Genomic DNA, 18,539 nt, shown 5'->3' with positions numbered 1-18,539 from the left:
TCGACTAGCAATGATTGGCTGGGTGAAAGCAAAGTTAGCATCTTATTTTATTGCACCGATGCGCTCAAAGCGAATCCCCGTGGGTACAAAGGAAGGCAGAAAATCGTCAGATGTACGTTCAAATTCAAAACTTATCCAGATAAAGACGGCTTTACCTACTATGTTGTTTTCAGGCACAAAGCCCCATTCACGGCTGTCTGCTGAGCTGTCTCGATTATCGCCCATCACAAAATAATGGCCTTCAGGGACAACGTGAGAGCTCGCTGCTTCAATTCTGCGAGGGTTTTGCAATATTCTATGTTCAACGTTGCCCAAAGACTCCATGAACATCTTAAGAGCCGCGCCGTGCTCTGCTTCGTTACTAAATCCTAGAGATTTTAGGTCAACTGCTTGTTCGGGAGGACAAGGTTTTTCTGTTTCACAAACACCCTGAATAAAAATACGTTTACTACGATAATGTATGGTTTCTCCTGGCAAGCCTACGACACGCTTGATGTAATCAACCTTCTCGTCACGCGGATATTTAAAAACCACTACATCACCGCGCTTAACCTCTCCCGTATTAACTAGCTCTGTACGTGTAACTGGGTCTTTTAAACTATAAGCAAATTTTTCGACCAACAAAAAATCACCAACAAGAAGGGTCGGAAACATAGAACCTGACGGTATTTGAAAGGGTTCATAAATGAAGGATCTGAAAATCATGACGCCAAAAAATATGGGGAACATTTGCTTGCAAAAATCCACGGCTGCTGGCATCTCATGGTCAACCGGCACAACTTCATTAATTTCTTTGCCATTGGCATCAACTAAGGCTGCCTTTTTAGGCGCGAAAAAGAGCGCATATGTCAACCAAACCAAGCCGGTGATTGCGCTGACGAGTACGAGAATAATAGAAAAATATGTGGCCATTAATTGTCTACCTTAAGTATGGCTAAAAATGCGTCTTGGGGTAATTCAACATTACCCACTTGTTTCATGCGCTTCTTACCGTCTTTCTGTTTTTGTAACAGTTTCTTTTTACGGCTAATATCACCGCCATAACATTTGGCGATAACGTTTTTGCGCAATTGTTTTACAGTACTGCGAGCAATAATATGATTACCAATCGCGGCTTGAATTGCAATGTCGAACATTTGGCGTGGAATTAACTCACGTAATTTCTCGACTAAATCACGACCACGATGTGGTGCGTTGTCTTTGTGCGTAATAATCGCTAAGGCATCAACGCGTTCGCTATTGATAAGGATATCGAGACGACACATGTCAGCCAATTGGAAGCGTGTAAAATTATAATCTAAGGACGCAAAACCACGACTGGTGGATTTAAGCCTATCAAAGAAGTCTAGTACAACTTCCGCCATTGGTAAATCGTAGGTCACCGCGACTTGTTTGCCGTGATACACCATTGATGTTTGCATGCCGCGCTTCTCAACACATAAGGTGATGACATTACCTAAATATTCTTGGGGCACAAGAATGTTTGCAGTCACGATAGGTTCGCGAATTTCTTCGATATCGTTAACTGGTGGTAGTTTTGATGGGCTATCGACTTTATAAACTTCGCCTTTCGTCGTTTTTACTTCGTAAACCACGGTTGGCGCCGTTGTAATTAAATCGAGATCGTATTCTCGCTCTAAGCGCTCTTGGATAATCTCCATGTGCAACATGCCAAGGAAACCAATACGAAAACCAAAACCCAATGCCGTAGAACTTTCCGGTTCGTAGAAAAGGGAAGCATCGTTTAAACTCAGTTTTGAAAGTGCATCTCTGAAGTCTTCATAATCATCAGAACTTACTGGGAATAGACCTGCATAGACTTGCGGTTTTACTTTCTTAAAGCCAGGCAGTGCTTTTGCGACTGGATTTTTAGCGGTAGTAATAGTGTCACCAACAGGCGCACCGTGTATTTCTTTAATGCCAGCAATGATAAAGCCAACTTCACCGGTCCTAAGAACAGGCATTTCAGTTTGTTTAGGTGTAAAAACACCTATTTTATCGGCTTGATGGACGCCGCCAGTAGACATTATTTTAATCTTGTCTTTAGCGTGTAGCTCACCGTTCACGATACGAACAAGCGAAACGACCCCTTGATAATTATCAAACCAAGAATCAATAATAAGGGCTTCAAGGGGAGCATCTTTGTCACCCACCGGCGGTGGTATTTGTTTTACGATAACTTCAAGTACATCGTAAATACCCACGCCTGTTTTCGCTGAACAACGCACCGCATCAACAGCATCAATACCAACGATATCTTCGATTTCTTCAGCGACGCGATCTGGCTCAGCTTGTGGTAAATCAATTTTATTCAGAATGGGAACAACTTCCATATCTAAATCTATTGCGGTGTAACAGTTAGCCAAGGTTTGTGCTTCTACCCCTTGTCCAGCGTCAACAACAAGTAGTGCGCCTTCACATGCTGCCAGTGAACGAGACACTTCGTAACTAAAATCCACATGTCCTGGCGTATCAATGAAGTTTAACTGATATCGTTCACCGTCTTTAGCATCGTAGTAAAGCGTTACGCTTTGTGCTTTGATTGTGATACCGCGCTCTCTTTCAATATCCATTGAATCGAGCACTTGAGCCGCCATTTCACGACTAGTCAAGCCACCACATTCTTGTATTAAGCGGTCAGACAAGGTCGATTTACCATGGTCGATATGCGCGATAATGCTGAAATTACGAATATTCTTAAGTTGCATAAAAAAAGAGTTACCTACTATGGTCAAATCTACCTTCTGCAGTCTTTACAGTGCAATAGATTGACGAAATACTGATTGTCTGCCAGCTTGTTGCTATAACCATTGGCAAACGCATAAAAAGTGTTACAAATACGAATTCTTTTCAGCTTACGATAATTGTATTATTCATACCTACTAGAAAGAACGCGGATATTACCGTTTTGTGAAGCAAATTGCGACAAATGCAGCGCATTATAAGCATTTTGATACAATATAATCTCGAATTTAGATTATGCAGATAAGTAAAATACATAACGCATTACGGCCCTTAGACTGAGTGCATCATAAAATTACCAAGTCTAGCCCTTAAGAATCAATCTTATGCATGGGGATTTCATGTTTGTGAGTAAGGACCGGATTGATTGTCGCCCCCAAAAACACAGGTGCAAATTTATGTTTATTACACGTTTGTTTAGTATACGCTGAGGCCCACCAAAACCCGCCTGCCGCCGCTAAACTGGCAAGGGCCAAAACGATCAGTTCATGTAAATCAGGAAAAATAAGCATTGTGCCAGCCGCGGTAACAATAAGCAGCAATAAAGGAATGATGTAGACCATCGTTGAAGCCATCAAAAGCGCTTGTTCGTGGATACCTATTTTGACTTGTTGACCAACGCTTAAGGCACAAGGTACTTCCATATAGACATGGTTTGCCTTTGGCGTGAAGGCTTTTGCAATCGTGCTTGTTGGACAGGCATCACTTGCTTTGCAGCCAGCGCAGGTGGTCTTCACTTGAGTCTCTATCCACACATAGTTGCCTTCTACAGCAACGACTCTACCGCTTTCTTCAATCATCTTGCCTACACTATTTGTTCGTAGTTACGTCGCTGACCAACACGATAGAGTTGGCCATTTTACTCGCCGTTTCCAGGGGTATTTCGCCCACGACAGTGACCTGAATACGACCGTTTGAAATCGATACAATAGACGTTGCTTCAGTATTGAGCGCAACATCTTCTTGCTGAACGTCGGTCGCCTTCATTACGTATATCGATACATCAACCAAACCATCGCTGACCATCATATATTCAGCGGGTTGGCCTGTCGCAGAAATACGTCGTAAATTTTCACTTACAATCTGCATGCCTACGGGTAAAAAGCTCAATGCCCATGGCAATGCTTTGTTTCTAGGGCTTTGAGTGATTGCAACGGGCGGCAACTGATCAGCTTGAATATTAGCAAAATGATCTAATACATCATCGCTAATACTAAGTTGTGTCACTTGAATTTGCTCCAGCAAAGCCCCTTTTAAATCATACATATTTTGCTTTAGCAAAAGGCCCGTTTGTTCATCGAGCCATAAATGATACTGATATCGTGATTTATCTTTACTGATGACCCTGATTTGCTGCGCCATTCTACCAGAAACTCGGTTACGTCCCATCAATAAGATGTCGTAACTATTATTTAAAATGTCGGGAGTATGGATAAATGCTTTTGGTATAGGTCCATCGATAGCGCTAGACCGAATACTTAAAGGTGAAAACCCGGGTTCAAAAATACTGACTTTATTGTTGATACGAATTTGTTCAAAACCGGGCCCGTTCAGTAAGCTTAGTTGCTCAGCCGTGCTACCATCTGCTAACACGGCATTTCGCCATACATACGGCATGGTCTCTCGTCCTGCGCTAGAAACAACAAAACTAAGCTCAAAAGAACGTTCATTGATGGTATCAGAGAGGCGCCTCATCCACGCATACGCAGACAACACATCAAAATCATTGGCAAGTGAAGGGACTGTAGCGTCGTCTGTATTCGCCTCACTGGTTGAAGAAGGCTCGTCTTTGGGGCTTTCTGTTTCAACGTCAGTTTGAGATTGGAAAGCACTTGTTAGGCTCGAAAACAACAAAGTGAATAATAAAACAGCCGCCAGTGAGGCTGTCATTGGCGGCTGTTTTTGCATTGATGTGGGTTTCATAATACTTACTGTTTGTTGTTACCGTTGTCGTCTAAGCCTTGCTCTTGTGCATCTACTGGAGTGCTGTTTACAGTTTCAGGGCTAACGTTTCGTAATCTTTGTTGACGCACGTGGTCTTGTATCAAAGCATTGATTTGGCGTCTTTGCTCTAGCAATTGGTCCATACGACTTTGTTGAGCGTTTGTCGCGCTTTGAAGACTCACCGGTGCCAAACCACCCTGTGGACCTAAAATCGGCACCGCCGTTGTAAAGGGGTCTGTGACTTCAGGTTTATTGTAGGTTTGGACACCAAATATAACCAAGGCGGTAACACAGGCAACCATAGCGAGTTGACCACTTTGTCGCATAATCGGTAACACCGCAGATACGATAGGCAGTTCGCGCCAACCGGGCTTAGGCGCAACTATCGCAAGTTCATCTTCTAATGCTCTTGCAACACTGTCGCTAATATCAAAGCTAACATCAGATGACATGTCATTACGCAGCAGATCGCGGGTTAAATGATAACTACGCCATTTTGCACTAAGTGCATCATCGTTAATGATTGCTTTAGCAAAATTGCCCTGCTCGTTTGTTGTTGCTTCACCATCGACCATGGCCGATAGGTTTTCATAATCTTGTGTCATACACCCAATTTCCTGGACAAACTCACTTCTTCGAGTAACAAATTAGTGTTTTGTTCATTTTGTTGTATTAAATTTTTGCTTTTGTTAACTAAGCCAATGAAATTATTAGGCTTAATTATTTTGTCACACTCAAAAACAACTACTTTTCTAGTGTACACAAAATGTTGTAAAAACAAAGTTCAATTTTCAATTAACGGTACTATTACCTTGTCTATTGCTTCCCTTGCTCTAAAAATTCTAGAGCGAACTGTCCCCACCGGGCACTCCATTACGCCGGCTATTTCTTCATAACTCAAACCTTCAATCTCTCGAAGGGTAATTGCCGCGCGTAAGTCGTCAGGTAGATTATCTATCGCGCCAAATAATTTTGCTTGTAACTCTTGCGACAATAATGTTTTTTCGGGTGACGCATTTTCTTTTAATGCGTCACTACCATCATAAAAGTCTGCTTCTTGCGCGTCAACGTCGCTTGCGGGCGGCTTTCGACTTTGCGAAGTTAAATAGTTTTTCGCACTATTTACCGCAATTCTATAGAGCCAAGTGTAAAACGCACTTTCCCCTCTAAAATTTGGTAGTGCTCTGTACGCTTTTATAAACGCTTCTTGCGTCACATCGGCCACATCACCCGAATTCTTGACATACCTAGCCACTATATTCATGACTTTATTTTGATGGCGTACCACGAGTAAATTAAATGCATTTTTGTTGCCGCTTTGCACTTGTTTTACTAACGCTTGATCTGTTACTTGCTCGCTCATTAATGCCATATCTCCTGTAAGCTACTACCATGATGGCGGCGGGCACATTCCTAAGGTCTATTACCCTTTAATTGACCCTAGCTTTTTGATTAAGTTCGCACTTTACCAAATTTAATATAGAAAAAGGTCTCAAGATAGTATTTTTATTGAATAGATTTAGTATTATCTACTAACGAGACCAACTATTTTAGGAAGTTCTTTCACTACTATGCCCAATACGCTACCGTCGTCAAACCAAGCACAAGTTGAACATAAGTGCGATTTATTAGTCATTGGGAGCGGCGCTGCCGGCCTCAGTCTTGCCTTAAACATTGCTGACCATTGCAATGTCATTGTTCTAAGCAAAAGCGATATTGATGAAGGAAGCACCCGCTACGCGCAAGGCGGCATCGCGGCAGTTTTTGACGATAACGACTCTATAGAAAACCATATTCAAGACACTTTGAAAGCTGGCGCCGGGATTTGTGACCCAGACGTAGTAAGATTTACCGCACAAAACGCGAAAGAAAGTATGCAGTGGTTAATTGGCAAGGGTGTACCTTTTGATCAAGAAAAAAATGCGCTAGGAGAAACTAAATTTCATTTGACCCGCGAAGGTGGGCATTCCCATCGCCGTATTCTGCATGCGGCCGACGCCACGGGCGCAGCAGTGCAAGGCACACTCTCCGATAGCGTCAAACACCACCCTAATATTCATCTATTTGAACGCTACAATGCCATCGACTTAATCAAAACCAACAAAGACGATAAGCATTGTGTTGGCGCTTATGTGTGGAACCGTAACAAAGAAAAGGTAGAAGCAATACGCGCCACCTTTGTCGCCTTAGCAACAGGAGGCGGTAGTAAAGTCTATCAATATACCTCTAATCCCGATGTCTCCAGTGGCGATGGTATCGCTATGGCATGGCGCGCAGGTTGTGATATTGCCAATATGGAGTTTAACCAGTTTCATCCAACCTGTTTGTATCACCCCGAAGCAGGCAACTTTCTTATTAGCGAAGCGCTTCGTGGCGAAGGCGCTTTTTTATGCCACGGTGACGGCACCCCGTTTATGCATCAGTTTGACAAACGTGGTGACCTAGCGCCACGTGACATTGTTGCTCGTGCGATTGACTTTGAAATGAAGCGCCTTGGTGCTGATTGCATGTATTTAGACATTAGCCATAAATCCAATGACTTTATCGTAAAGCACTTCCCAAATATTTACCGAAAATGCAGAAGTTTAGGGATAGACATTACACGTCAACCGATTCCTGTTGTACCGGCGGCTCACTATAGTTGTGGCGGAGTTGTTACTAATCTTGACGCAAGGACAAACCTCGAGAATGTATATGCGATTGGAGAGGTTGCCTACACTGGATTGCATGGAGCTAACCGCATGGCAAGTAACTCCTTACTTGAATGTGTTGTATTTGCTCATGCTTGCGCTAAACACATTATTGCCAGTGGCTTACTAGATAAAAATAAAAACCCCTCTAGCAACGATTTTGTACCCATCCAAGCGTGGGATGAAAGCCGTGTGATTGATTCTGACGAAGCGGTAATTATTCAGCATAATTGGCACGAATTACGTTTATTCATGTGGGATTACGTAGGCATTGTACGCTCAAATAAACGATTAGAACGGGCCTTGCGTCGAATCACTCTATTAGAACAAGAAATCGACGAATACTATTCTTTCTTCAAAGTAAGCAATAATATGCTTGAACTGAGAAACTTGCTTTGTGTCGCTAAACTAATTGTTAGTTGCGCTATGCAACGCAAAGAGAGCCGTGGTTTACACTACAACCTAGATTATCCAAATTTACTAGAAAATTCAGGACCAACCATTATTAATAAAAATAATATGCCTTAGTCAGTGCCCAAATGTAATTTCGCGTTTAAAACCTTACTTCTCCTTTAAGGAAGCAGCGCCCTTTGCGAGATTGTTGTGAGTGTAAAGACAAAATAAGTTGATGCGTATTTATCAATTCACTGCTCAATTCCGTTTCTGCTGGCAAGGCAATGGGCTGTTTAAATAAAGTGTCGACTTCAAATTCTCCTTTGTAAAAGTGATGTGTTTTGGCAAGTTTAGATAGCACCCACGCTTTTGAAAACATGCCATGTGCAATCGCTTTTTTAAAGCCAAAAATTCTCGCACTTAAAGGATGCAAATGAATTGGATTGTAGTCGCCAGAAATGCGAGCATATTTGCGCCCAATGTCATTTGAAAAACTCATATTTTCATGACTAAGTTCAGATCCCAAGCTTTTATCATCAAGAAGGTGTAACCATTTAGGAGGATTTGGACAAGCCTCTGACGGCTGCGTTGAGTGTCTTGCCCTCGCCAAATAAAAACTAGTAGCGCGAATAAAAGGCCTCGAATCGTCTTCAGCTAAAGCAGAACTTGCTGAGGTAAGCAGTTCAAACAACCAACCTTTCTTATGATAATAAACCTGTCCAAAGCTTGTTTTTAAGCATAATGGAGTATGTTGAGAGGGTAATTTAAGCACTTGTATATGGTTGGCAAGATGCACCATCCCCATCGGTGAGAAGGGAAAATGTTTATCCACCATCATCCTTAACTGCATAGCTAAAGACAGAGTTTGTATATAATTTGGGTGCACCAACGCGGCCAAATTCGGTTGCCACTGGGTTAAACGATTGTACTGATAACAATGATTGGCATCGATATTCACTTGTTGTTCGCGCACAATTTCAGGAAGCTTTGGGAGTACGATTTGATCGTGCAAAGCTAGTTTTGACTCATTTTCAGCATTGCCGCGATAGGGGCGATGAGTGAGCGCCTTTGCATAGAGTCCGAGCATGTTAATATCCATTGAGCGTTATAATATCTGCAAACCTCAGTAAAGTAATGTCGTGCCTTTTGCTTGATACCAGCTTAATTTAGCTGCAGCCTTTTGTCAGCCTAGGTATTAAGACTAATTAAGATCTTTGCCAAATAAGGTGTCTACACAGGCTTTTGTATTGGGTCGCCGCCAACAGGTACTTCGGCACGAATATCCATTTAAGGCTCGGTCCAGAAAAAGTCCACCAAGACTGCTGAGCCTGCTCTCGCTGAAATGCTAAGAAACATCCGAGTCCGGAATATACGCAGTGTTCTTCGCTCAGAATGTAGGTGCTTTCGCCAAACTTTTGAGTATCTTTCTTTTCAAACACACCGCGACACTTGTTAACTTGCCCTTCGTGCAACAATAAAAAAGAAATCTTTGTCCGCTCGCTAGCAAAAAATACGGCACAAACACACGCTAACGCAAACAACGTTATATTCATAGTGACCGATGCGTACTTTTGCGAAAATAATATCATAGTGAATGTACAGCAAAGGAGCAGCAAGGCGTCAACAAGCCCAGCAAAACGCTTGCATGCCCGCAAATCAATCGATATCGGCATTTACCTCACTCACCCAATAAGGCTATTCTGCCTTAATTTTCACGCGATTGAGTACAATTTCAACAATCGCAGCCAATTCTGGGTCCATACACTTCTGATGCCCCATAAACCAAGCGAACAAATCAGGGTCATCACACGTTAATAGGCGTTCAAAGGTTTCTTGCTGTTCAAAGCTTAGTGTATCAAAAGCTTGATCAACAAAGGGGAGTAGCAACACATCTAACTCGAGCATACCTCGTCTGCATGCCCAACGTAAACGTGCGAGTCGTTTTGGTTCAAATGCACTAGCTTGCAAAGTCAATTCCTTTAGGTTCCAATTCTGATCATAAGCTTAACACTAAGACAAGCACCACAAAACTGATCTTCTAATAATTGTTGCTATAATCAGTAAATCTATAGCAAGCTATTGTAAACTTATGTGAAAGCCCATAGATCCAATAGTCTTATACGAATTGCTATCAGCCTATTATTTTTTTACAGGAGCACGCCCTTTGTCCAATTCTGCAATGCTACATTCTTTTATGGCATCACTAGATGATCTGAGCATACTCAAGATTGCCGGCGAGCAGCGTTTTGAGTACCTGCATGGGCAAATAACAATTGCCACCAAAAACCTTCAAATGGGCAGCGCGCGACTCGCCGCTCATTGTGACTTTAAAGGCAAGATGTTCAGCGCTATGGTCGTAAGCCAAACTAACGACGCGTTTTTGTTAGGTATGCATAAAGATGCGGCGCGAGAAAGTGAAGCCCAATTAAAAAAGTATGGTGTATTCTCGAAAGTCGAAATTACAATGTGTGATGATCTCCATCCGGTGGGGATTGCTGGTGAAAAGAACATCAATTTATTAAAGGAACTATTTCCATCATTGAGCGAGACGCCAATGAGTACGCAGGAAAATGAGTTTGGCCAAGCCATTTGTTTTAATGACACGAGTTTACGTTACCTGGCTTATTTAACTGACAAAGGTAAGCAAAAACTACGAGACATTAGCGGCAACGAGGATTTTATTGCTTGTGACTCTTGGAATATGCTTGAGATAGAAGCGGGTATTGCTAATATTCAACAAGCAACCATTGGCCAATTTATACCGCAAATGCTAAATTTTCAATGTATTAACGCAATCGACTTTGATAAGGGTTGCTACATGGGCCAAGAAGTCGTCGCACGTACCAAGTTTTTAGGAAAAAACAAACGCGCAAGCTTTTTACTGAGTGCTGAAATATCAGAAAATATTGCGGTAAATGCAGGTGACGACCTAGAAGTTCAGATAGGAGACTCATGGCGCCGAGGCGGCGTTGTGGTGCGCAGTGCAAAGCAGCGAAGCGATCACGGCATTAGCCTAAAACTATTGGCAGTCATGCCAAATGATACAGAACTTGGCACTAAGGTACGTTTAAAAGCGTGCGGAACTGCGCTAAACTTAATGCCAATGCCTTACAATTTACAAGCATAACTAAATATCGTAAGCACATAAATCCAAGCTAACTATTATCAACATTACCAAAAGGAAAATTATGCAAATAGCTGACAATCACGTCGTCACCCTTCACTATTCTGTTAAAACTGAAAATGGTGATCTCATTGATGAGTCTGAGTCATCAAAGCCATTGGCCTTTATCCAAGGTTCACATTACATGATTGCAGGGCTTGAAGAAGCACTTTACGGCAAGCAAAAAGGCGAAAAGTTTGAAATTAGCGTTGGGCCAGAAAAGGCTTATGGAGAAAGACAAGACCAACTAGTGCAAGAAGTGCCTAGTAATATGTTTGAAGGCATGGATGTAGAAGTAGGTATGAGCTTTCGAGCGACCACGGATCAAGGCGAGCAATCTGTCATTATTATTGATAAAGACGACGAATTTGTGACTGTTGATGGAAATCATCCCCTATCCGGCATGACACTTCTGTTTGATGTCAGTATTGAAGATGTCCGTGAAGCGACTCAAGATGAACTCAGTCATGGACATGTGCATGGCGCTGGGGGCTGCGGCCACACGCACTAGTCCAATAGCACGCATTGTGCGCATGCACGAGTTTGACGAAGGGAGTCAAACGCGTAAGAGAACAAATTCTTGCATGCGCAACAAAGACCAAGGAGTGACACTTCGCTGTTGCGCTCTTGAATGCTAACTGAGGGAGTCTTCTCCTTCCTCACCGGTCCGAATTCTGACGGCTCTTAAAACGTCATAAACGAAGATTTTCCCATCGCCAATTTTACCAGTCTTGGCGACATCAATAATACTCTCTACTACTCTGTCGACAATCTCGTCATTGACCACGACTTCTATTTTTACTTTAGGTAAAAAATCGACCTGATATTCTGCGCCGCGATACAATTCTTGATGGCCTTTTTGGCGTCCAAACCCTTTTACCTCAGTAATCGTCAAACCAGATACACCGGCTGCTGCTAGTGCTTCTCTTACATCATCAAGTTTAAAGGGTTTTATAATTGCTTCTACTTTTTTCATGCTAGCTTACTCTTCATCGTAAATGGTAGGAATAGGAACACGTTTGTGTTGTGTTTTATGATAAATAGATATTAAACGTTCGTCTGCTAAGCTATCTTGACTCTTTCCCTCTAAAAAGTCATCAATTTGATCATATGACAAGCCAAGTGACACTTCATCCGCCAATTGCGGTTTAAGGCTTTCAAGGTCAGCGGTTGGCGCTTTCGTTATAACATTCTCAGGAGCACCTAGGTAACTCGCAATTTGCCTGACTTGACGTTTACTCAAACCAAATAAGGGTGCTAAATCACAGGCCCCATCGCCAAATTTCGTATAAAATCCCGTAATATTTTCTGCTGAATGATCTGTCCCTAAGACCAAGCCCTTGGTTAAGCCTGCAATATCATATTGAATCGCCATACGTGTGCGCGCTTTTGCATTTCCCTTAACAAAATCATCAAGACTTGCGCTAATTTCGTTGCGATCAAAGTTTTCAGCTTCAAGTAGCGCATCAAGAGCCACTTGATGTATTGCATCGGCGCCACTTTTGACGTTTGCTGTTACCGCGACACTAGGACTAATGAAGTCGATACTTGCTTGCGCATCATCCTCATCAAGCTGGGTACCATAAGGAAGTCTAACGGCGATAAATCTGAATTTTCCTGAGCCTTCATTTAACTCATCTACCGCTATTTGGGCCAAGCGACCAAGTGTGCACGAATCGATACCGCCGCTAATGCCTAAGACTAAAGAGCATAGACCCGACGCCTGCAGTTGGCGTTTAATAAAATCAACGCGACGTTTAACCTCAAAATCAGGATTGATATTAGGTACTACTCGCATTTCGTCAATAATAGCTTGTTTGGTCATTACACGCTCCGGTTGATTAATTTTTAACATGGTCGATATAACTAAATAGTTGGGGAAATTCTAAACACGAACAAAAGACGCAACAAGGTATGAGTTTTCACAAGTGTCTGTAGCATGGCATACCGATGCCTACACGCATTTGTTTTATAGTTTACCTGTATTGATTAGGAGTAGTGAAGTGATATTTAGTGCGAGTATGTCAAATGCGTTAAGAAATAATGACGCAAAGTTGCTTAAACGCGCGCGACAAAGAGGCATGACATTGCTAGAAATGCTGATTGCGCTTGCCGTTGTCGCGATTGTATTGACGGTGGTATCACCTAACGTACAAAAAATAATTGCAAAAAATCGCACTACCTCCGAAATAAATGAACTCAGCGGCATTATACAATTTGCCCGTTATACCGCAATTGATCAAAGTAGCACCGCTATCGTATGCCCTTCCGCTAATTTTGCCACTTGCAGCACCAATTGGAATCAAGCAAAAATAGTTTTCATTGATAATAATGGCAACAATACTCGCGATAGCTCCGAACCTCTGTTGATGAGTTCTACTGCAATTTCAAGTGGCAACAATATGCAAGGTCCCAACGCCGTTGTTGCGTTTTTAGATTCAGGGGCGGCCAGTGCAAGCGCCAGTATTAAAGTATGTCCCCGAAGTGGCGACCAGTCGCTGGCTCGTTCTATAAACATTAATGCCCAAGGGCGAGTCAGAATTAGTATCGATAGCGATGGCAATGATATATTTGAAGACACCAACGGGGATGATTTAAGCTGTAGTTAACGAAATATTCTAGCCTTTAAGACAGTGGCGTTGCATTTGAATCTTGCGTATGTTGTTTACATCTTAAAAATACGCGAAAACCAGCATCCTTATGACCAGCAATATCTTATCGCAGCGCGGTGTTACCCTACTTGAATTGCTTGTCGCAATCGCTGTTTTCTACGTCGTGGTTTTTGTTGCAGCACCAAAAGCAAAACGCATTATTGATACACATAAAATTGCGGCCAATCTTAACCACATAAATGCCATCGTGCGCTTTGCTAGAAATCATGCGATTAGCTCTTACCAAACCACAAAAGTATGCCCTTCACAAAATTATAGCGAGTGCTCAGGATTTTGGCGCAATCCACTGATTGTATTTGTGGATACGAATAACAACAATATTCGCGATGAGCAAGAGCCTCTGCTCGCAGCAAGCGATCCTCTTTTTCAAGCACATAAATTAAAGGGTCCAAGATCACCCATCAAATTCTACGAAAATGGGGATAACGCATCGCCAGCTAGTTTAATCTTATGTCCAACCACAAACGATAATACGCTCGCGCGCTCCTTATATATCAGCCTGCAAGGGCGTATAAGGCTCAGTATTGATCATAATGGTGACGGTATTCATGAAAGGACACGCAACGTGAACTTAGATTGCAGTAGCATTTAAGCCTTTTTCCAACAAGCTATGATACATCTTACTAAGCCCAACATGGGAGCTTGTAACAGCTAAACGTGCTTGATTTGCACTTAAGGTCTTTATCGGCTTTACTGACTTTGGATCTTGCTGACGCTCTTCAACACAAGCAGCGTCGAACGCTAAGCCACAATAATTTAAGACGGCAGATATTGATTCTTTTGGCTGCGTAACCAAGTCTTCATAATCTAAACTAAAAATTTGCTCAGCCCAAACATCTTGCCAATATTTCATCAGCATAGAATACAAATCGTTATAGGCCTTTGTTTCTGCTAGGTTACAAAAGTAAGGTTCGTTGCTAGCAAAATGATGTCGAAAAATAGATAAGGCGACATCATTAAAATCGCGTTGTATATGGATAATTTTAGCGTTAGGAAAGATTCGTTTTATGAGTCCTAGCGATTGAAAATTAGCAGGAAGCTTATCAATGATATAGCGTGCCGTTATTTGTCGTTTTGCGATTGACTGATAGTAAATTTTGCGAGCACGTTGTATAGGCTCTTCACCATTTTCAGGCGCTAAAGACAGCGCTTCCATAAAGGTCGGATAATCAGCCTTAAAATATTGCGCTAAATAAGTCGCTATTTGTCCGCTCACGATTGTACTTTCGCCCACAGTATCAATTTGACTATGTTCACAAAGCATGGTTTCGAGTAAGGTTGATCCCGTTCTAGGCAAGCCAACAATAAATATGGGAACAAGAGTGTCACTTACATCCTTGTTATGGCTCTGGTGCGCAGCAAAGCCCTTGCGCGCAATTTTATCTGAAGCCATTATTTGCGCGTAAAAACGGCGCATGTCTTTTGTTTTGAAGTCGGCCAAGCGATATTGAATATCGTTGGCTATTTGCCAACAGGTAAAGGCTTTACTGGCCTGCTTTAATTGATGAAACACTTCACCCATACCATAGTTCACGAGCATACTAAGCTCTTTATTCTCAGTATCTTTTGTATGAAGCGTCTGTAAACGCGCAATGGTGTCAGCGCTGTGGCTTTTAGAATCAACTTTAATCAACAACATCCAAGCGTATGCCTGCAGAAGCTTATCAGCCGTTTGTCTTTCACACTCAGCTATACACAATCTGCAATACTTACTCGCCTCATTTACCTGACCAATTTCACTAAAATACTGAGCCGCTTTATATAGTACTTCAGGGGTCTTAGGAAATTGTTTTAGCATAAAATCGTTAACGGTGTTGACATCTTGATGCGCATTTACCTGTTCAAAGGCTTCCATCAAACTAAAAAGCGCATGGAAGTTATTGGGTAACAATTGGCAAGCATGAGACAAATGCGTGATCGCACTATCGAAGTCCTCAACGCTGAGATATAAATTGCCCAACAAAAGGTTCACTTCACCACTAGCGGGATACTGTTGAATGAGTGTTTCAAGTAAGTTGTGAGCTTCTAAATAGTTCCTTTGGCGCAGGTATAGCTGGGCTTTCTTTATAGACAAAGTGGCTTTGGGAGGGAGTGGAGCATTGTTCATAGGATCTATTTATTCGTTATCGCTGGGGCAAAAGCTTAGCATAAAAAAACCTTGTATTGGACCCAAAGCGTCGGCAATACAAGGTTTTGTAATTATAAGGCATTCATGCTGTTGAATGCCTTAGTATTAGCTCAGCTACTAGAAGTTATAGGTAGCTTGAACGTAATAATAACCACCGTTGATACCAAACGGAGAGGTTTCATAAAATACACCACCCCAGTTGTTGTTCGGAATACCAACATCGGCAGGAATATCAATTCGTTCTGCATCTTGATCAAAGATATTCTGTGCACCAGCAGTCAAGGTAATAGCATCGTTCAAGTAGTAATTTGCTTCAAAATCAACTGTAACCGCAGCATCTGCTGTAATCGCTGTTGCATCAAAGTCAACGTGCACACCTTGGTACTCGCCAAAGTAATTAACCCGTGTAAAGAAGGAGAAATCATCCATACTTTGCGCCCATGTAGCGGTTGCACGATGGTTTGGTAAATCTTCTTCTAAACGTTTCACTTTAAAGGCACCGGTAATTTCAGAGAATCTATCTACTTCAGTCTCATTCCAGTTGTAGGCCAAACTAAATTTAGCACTACCGCCCATGAGTTCAGTCGAGTAGTTTGCTACTACATCAATACCTTGCGTTGTTGTATCAAAATCGTTAGTGAAGAAGCTTACTTGTGCAAGCCCATCAACGTTTGGTACACCAGCGGCTTTGAGGGTCGCTTTGTTCGCATCTGTTAAATTGATTTTCTCTGATTGAGAGATTCTATCTTCTACCTGAATATTGTAGTAATCAACAGTTACGAAAACGTCACCGGCTCTGTACACTGCACCAAAGGTATAACTAACAGATTCTTCTGGCTCAAGCTCGGTACCGCCTAACTCAACCGAAATAGGATTGGTTGGTGCAAGTAAGGCTGAATCAACCAACACGCCACTGCTTAAGTTAGTTTGTACATTACTTACGTTTGCCTGACCTACTGTTGGCGCTCTAAAGCCAGTACTGTATGAACCACGAAGAGATAAATCATCAGTGGCGTGATACTGACCACTTATTTTAAAGTTAGCCGTAGAGCCAAATGAATCATAGTCTTCGAAGCGCACTGCCAAGCCCATTAAGAACTCTTCACTAAATGGCACTTCAGCGTCACCATAAATTGCATAGTTTCTGCGCGTCGACACGCCTTGATCTGATGGCTTAAACCCGGGGAAACCATTTGAACCAATACTAAAGCCTTGCTCAAACAAAGGACCCGCGACAAATGATGCTTCATCACCTGCTATGATCTCAAAACTTTCTTCGCGCCATTCAAGACCACCAGCTATATTAGCTAAATCATCTAAGCCAATATCTACTAATTTAACCATGTCGAAGTTAAAGGTTTTTTCTAACTGAATGTATTTACCTGGTGAAAAATCACGTGGAGTATCTGGACCTAAGGAAGAGTTGAGTGTATTGAAGATTAAGAACTGCGATTCACTGCGTCCAACTGCTCCGCTTAAATCATACATCCAGCCGTCAACAAAACCGCCATTAAACTCACCTTTGGTTCCGATGGTCAATGAAGTATCGGTAATATTGCCACCAAAGTTAGGTGTAAACCCTTCAGGAATCGCCTGATTATGGGCAAAACAATTCGCTGCAGAAAGTTGACCTAGAGCCGTTGCGTTTGGTAGACCATTGGCACCGATTTCAACCACCGGGCAGTTTAATTGCTGAGATAAACCATCAAGTGAACCAACTAGAATAGTTGCTGGAGCTGCGTCCCATGCTGCCTGGCCAGTTGGGTTGTCATCCCCTGGACGATAAGATGCAGAACCATCTACATTTCTGACAATACCGCCATATACACCTGGACGGGTTGTTGGATTACGATAATAAAATCCCCCTTTCACGTCGCGCTCAGAGTAGTTACCAAACATATAAAATTCTTTGTCATTACCCAAGTCTAGGCCAACGTTACCAAAAAGCGTAATGTCATCTTTAACTTCTGGTGCGCCCCATATCTGAGCAGGGTTATCAACATCTAAACCCGCTGCAGCGAAAGCAGCAGCATCAGGGCGTTGAACACTTCGACTTGTGGCATCAGCATTTTTATATTGAAAACTCAAGTTGGCAAAACCATTATCTGTAAAAGGCATGCCTACATTGCCAGAAATTTGCGTAGTTGCACCATCACCTTCATAGTATTCACCACTACGAACAGATATAGAGCCACCATCACTATTATCTTTTAATACAAAGTTAATTACACCCGCAATTGCATCAGAACCATATTGTGCAGCAGCACCGTCACGCAATACTTCGACTTGTTTAAGCGCTATGCTTGGAATGACACTGATATCTGGACCTTGGGCACCATCATTGATACCACCACCTAAAAAGGCGATTACTGAGGAGCGGTGACGGCGTTTGCCGTTTAGCAATACCAAAGTGCTATCTGCAGAAAGGCCTCGTAAATTGGCTGGTCTTACTAAGGAGGCAGCGTCACTTATTGGGTTTGCGTGAACGTTCAAAGAAGGCACAGTTCCTTTTAGAATTTCAAGCATGTCGGTATTTCCCGACTTTGATAATTCTTCAGCACCGATAATATCAATTGGTACTGGCGAGTCGCCCACTGAACGAGGCGCCGCGCGGCTACCTACTACGGCGATCTTTTCGACGTTTTCTTCAGCGCCAGAATCTTGTGCTATTGCTGGAAGGGTGAACATTAGACTTGCTGTGGCAGTAGCTGTGAGCCCAATACGGACACCTCTACATACGCTAGATAGTTTATTTTGCATGGCATTTCCCTGAGTTTATTTTTGTGTGATTATTAGACGCTGACGGC

Annotated in this window: 17 protein-coding genes; 5 read left to right on the top strand and 12 right to left on the bottom strand. The window is 42.4% G+C overall.

All coding sequences use genetic code 11. The features are described from left to right. Positions 1 to 42 precede the first annotated feature (42 nt). The 6 genes from lepB to rpoE form a co-directional block, all read right to left on the bottom strand. On the bottom strand, positions 43 to 912 hold the full coding sequence (gene lepB, locus AC0L6H_RS11625; protein WP_473389121.1) for a signal peptidase I: 870 nt from the start codon (positions 910 to 912) through the stop codon (positions 43 to 45). Then, on the bottom strand, positions 912 to 2,708 hold the full coding sequence (lepA, locus tag AC0L6H_RS11620) for a translation elongation factor 4 (protein ID WP_473389120.1): 1,797 nt from the start codon (positions 2,706 to 2,708) through the stop codon (positions 912 to 914). The genes lepB and lepA overlap by 1 nt, the downstream gene beginning before the upstream one ends. A gap of 345 nt (positions 2,709 to 3,053) precedes the next feature. Continuing rightward, positions 3,054 to 3,542: a SoxR reducing system RseC family protein gene (locus AC0L6H_RS11615; protein ID WP_473389119.1), complete on the bottom strand. Its 489-nt coding sequence runs from the start codon at positions 3,540 to 3,542 to the stop codon at positions 3,054 to 3,056. Between the two features lie 10 nt (positions 3,543 to 3,552). Continuing rightward, positions 3,553 to 4,665 carry a MucB/RseB C-terminal domain-containing protein gene (locus tag AC0L6H_RS11610; RefSeq protein ID WP_473389117.1) on the bottom strand — a complete coding sequence of 371 codons (1,113 nt, stop codon included), beginning with the start codon at positions 4,663 to 4,665 and terminating at the stop codon, positions 3,553 to 3,555. Positions 4,666 to 4,670: 5 nt separating this feature from the next. Beyond that, positions 4,671 to 5,291, bottom strand: a complete 621-nt coding sequence (locus tag AC0L6H_RS11605) for a sigma-E factor negative regulatory protein (RefSeq protein WP_473389116.1) — start codon at positions 5,289 to 5,291, stop codon at positions 4,671 to 4,673. Between the two features lie 179 nt (positions 5,292 to 5,470). Continuing rightward, a complete protein-coding gene (gene rpoE / locus AC0L6H_RS11600; RefSeq protein WP_473389114.1) occupies positions 5,471 to 6,049 on the bottom strand; it encodes an RNA polymerase sigma factor RpoE in 579 nt (192 codons plus the stop codon). A 208-nt stretch (positions 6,050 to 6,257) separates the two neighbouring features. On the opposite strand from rpoE, the gene nadB reads away from it, so the two are divergent. Continuing rightward, positions 6,258 to 7,904 carry an L-aspartate oxidase gene (gene nadB, locus AC0L6H_RS11595; RefSeq protein WP_473389113.1) on the top strand — a complete coding sequence of 549 codons (1,647 nt, stop codon included), beginning with the start codon at positions 6,258 to 6,260 and terminating at the stop codon, positions 7,902 to 7,904. A gap of 25 nt (positions 7,905 to 7,929) precedes the next feature. Here nadB and AC0L6H_RS11590 read toward each other — a convergent pair whose 3' ends face one another. Together AC0L6H_RS11590 and AC0L6H_RS11585 are read right to left on the bottom strand one after the other, a co-directional pair. Then, complete coding sequence (locus tag AC0L6H_RS11590; RefSeq protein WP_473389112.1) at positions 7,930 to 8,856, bottom strand: MaoC family dehydratase; 927 nt, start codon at positions 8,854 to 8,856, stop codon at positions 7,930 to 7,932. Positions 8,857 to 9,464: 608 nt separating this feature from the next. Continuing rightward, positions 9,465 to 9,743 carry an FAD assembly factor SdhE gene (locus AC0L6H_RS11585; protein ID WP_473389110.1) on the bottom strand — a complete coding sequence of 93 codons (279 nt, stop codon included), beginning with the start codon at positions 9,741 to 9,743 and terminating at the stop codon, positions 9,465 to 9,467. A gap of 190 nt (positions 9,744 to 9,933) precedes the next feature. Here AC0L6H_RS11585 and ygfZ point away from each other — a divergent pair, with 190 nt between their 5' ends. Continuing rightward, the gene (ygfZ, locus tag AC0L6H_RS11580; protein WP_473389109.1) at positions 9,934 to 10,896 is read left to right on the top strand and encodes a tRNA-modifying protein YgfZ; all 963 of its coding nucleotides are present in this window, start codon (positions 9,934 to 9,936) and stop codon (positions 10,894 to 10,896) included. 61 nt (positions 10,897 to 10,957) lie between these two features. Further along, a complete protein-coding gene (locus tag AC0L6H_RS11575; protein WP_473389108.1) occupies positions 10,958 to 11,443 on the top strand; it encodes an FKBP-type peptidyl-prolyl cis-trans isomerase in 486 nt (161 codons plus the stop codon). A gap of 123 nt (positions 11,444 to 11,566) precedes the next feature. Here the strand turns inward: AC0L6H_RS11575 and AC0L6H_RS11570 are convergent, their stop codons facing one another. Further along, the gene (locus AC0L6H_RS11570) at positions 11,567 to 11,908 is read right to left on the bottom strand and encodes a P-II family nitrogen regulator (RefSeq protein WP_473389107.1); all 342 of its coding nucleotides are present in this window, start codon (positions 11,906 to 11,908) and stop codon (positions 11,567 to 11,569) included. 6 nt (positions 11,909 to 11,914) lie between these two features. Continuing rightward, positions 11,915 to 12,757 (bottom strand): ammonia-dependent NAD(+) synthetase, encoded by an 843-nt coding sequence (gene nadE / locus AC0L6H_RS11565; protein WP_473389106.1) that lies wholly within the window; start codon positions 12,755 to 12,757, stop codon positions 11,915 to 11,917. A gap of 103 nt (positions 12,758 to 12,860) precedes the next feature. Between nadE and AC0L6H_RS11560 the strand changes: the two genes are divergently transcribed. Both AC0L6H_RS11560 and AC0L6H_RS11555 read left to right on the top strand, forming a co-directional pair. Beyond that, positions 12,861 to 13,541 (top strand): GspH/FimT family pseudopilin, encoded by a 681-nt coding sequence (locus tag AC0L6H_RS11560; RefSeq protein ID WP_473389104.1) that lies wholly within the window; start codon positions 12,861 to 12,863, stop codon positions 13,539 to 13,541. 91 nt (positions 13,542 to 13,632) lie between these two features. Then, positions 13,633 to 14,196, top strand: a complete 564-nt coding sequence (locus AC0L6H_RS11555) for a GspH/FimT family pseudopilin (RefSeq protein ID WP_473389103.1) — start codon at positions 13,633 to 13,635, stop codon at positions 14,194 to 14,196. Here AC0L6H_RS11555 and AC0L6H_RS11550 read toward each other — a convergent pair. Both AC0L6H_RS11550 and AC0L6H_RS11545 read right to left on the bottom strand, forming a co-directional pair. Continuing rightward, positions 14,176 to 15,711, bottom strand: a complete 1,536-nt coding sequence (locus AC0L6H_RS11550) for a tetratricopeptide repeat-containing sulfotransferase family protein (protein WP_473389102.1) — start codon at positions 15,709 to 15,711, stop codon at positions 14,176 to 14,178. The two genes, AC0L6H_RS11555 and AC0L6H_RS11550, sit on opposite strands and share 21 nt — an antisense overlap. Before the next feature lie 138 nt (positions 15,712 to 15,849). After that, positions 15,850 to 18,492 (bottom strand): TonB-dependent receptor plug domain-containing protein, encoded by a 2,643-nt coding sequence (locus tag AC0L6H_RS11545; RefSeq protein WP_473389101.1) that lies wholly within the window; start codon positions 18,490 to 18,492, stop codon positions 15,850 to 15,852. Positions 18,493 to 18,539: the final 47 nt, after the last annotated feature.

It is taken from the genome of Glaciecola sp. G7-5 (assembly GCF_055808975.1).
This window is presented reverse-complemented; position numbering and strand designations above follow the sequence as displayed.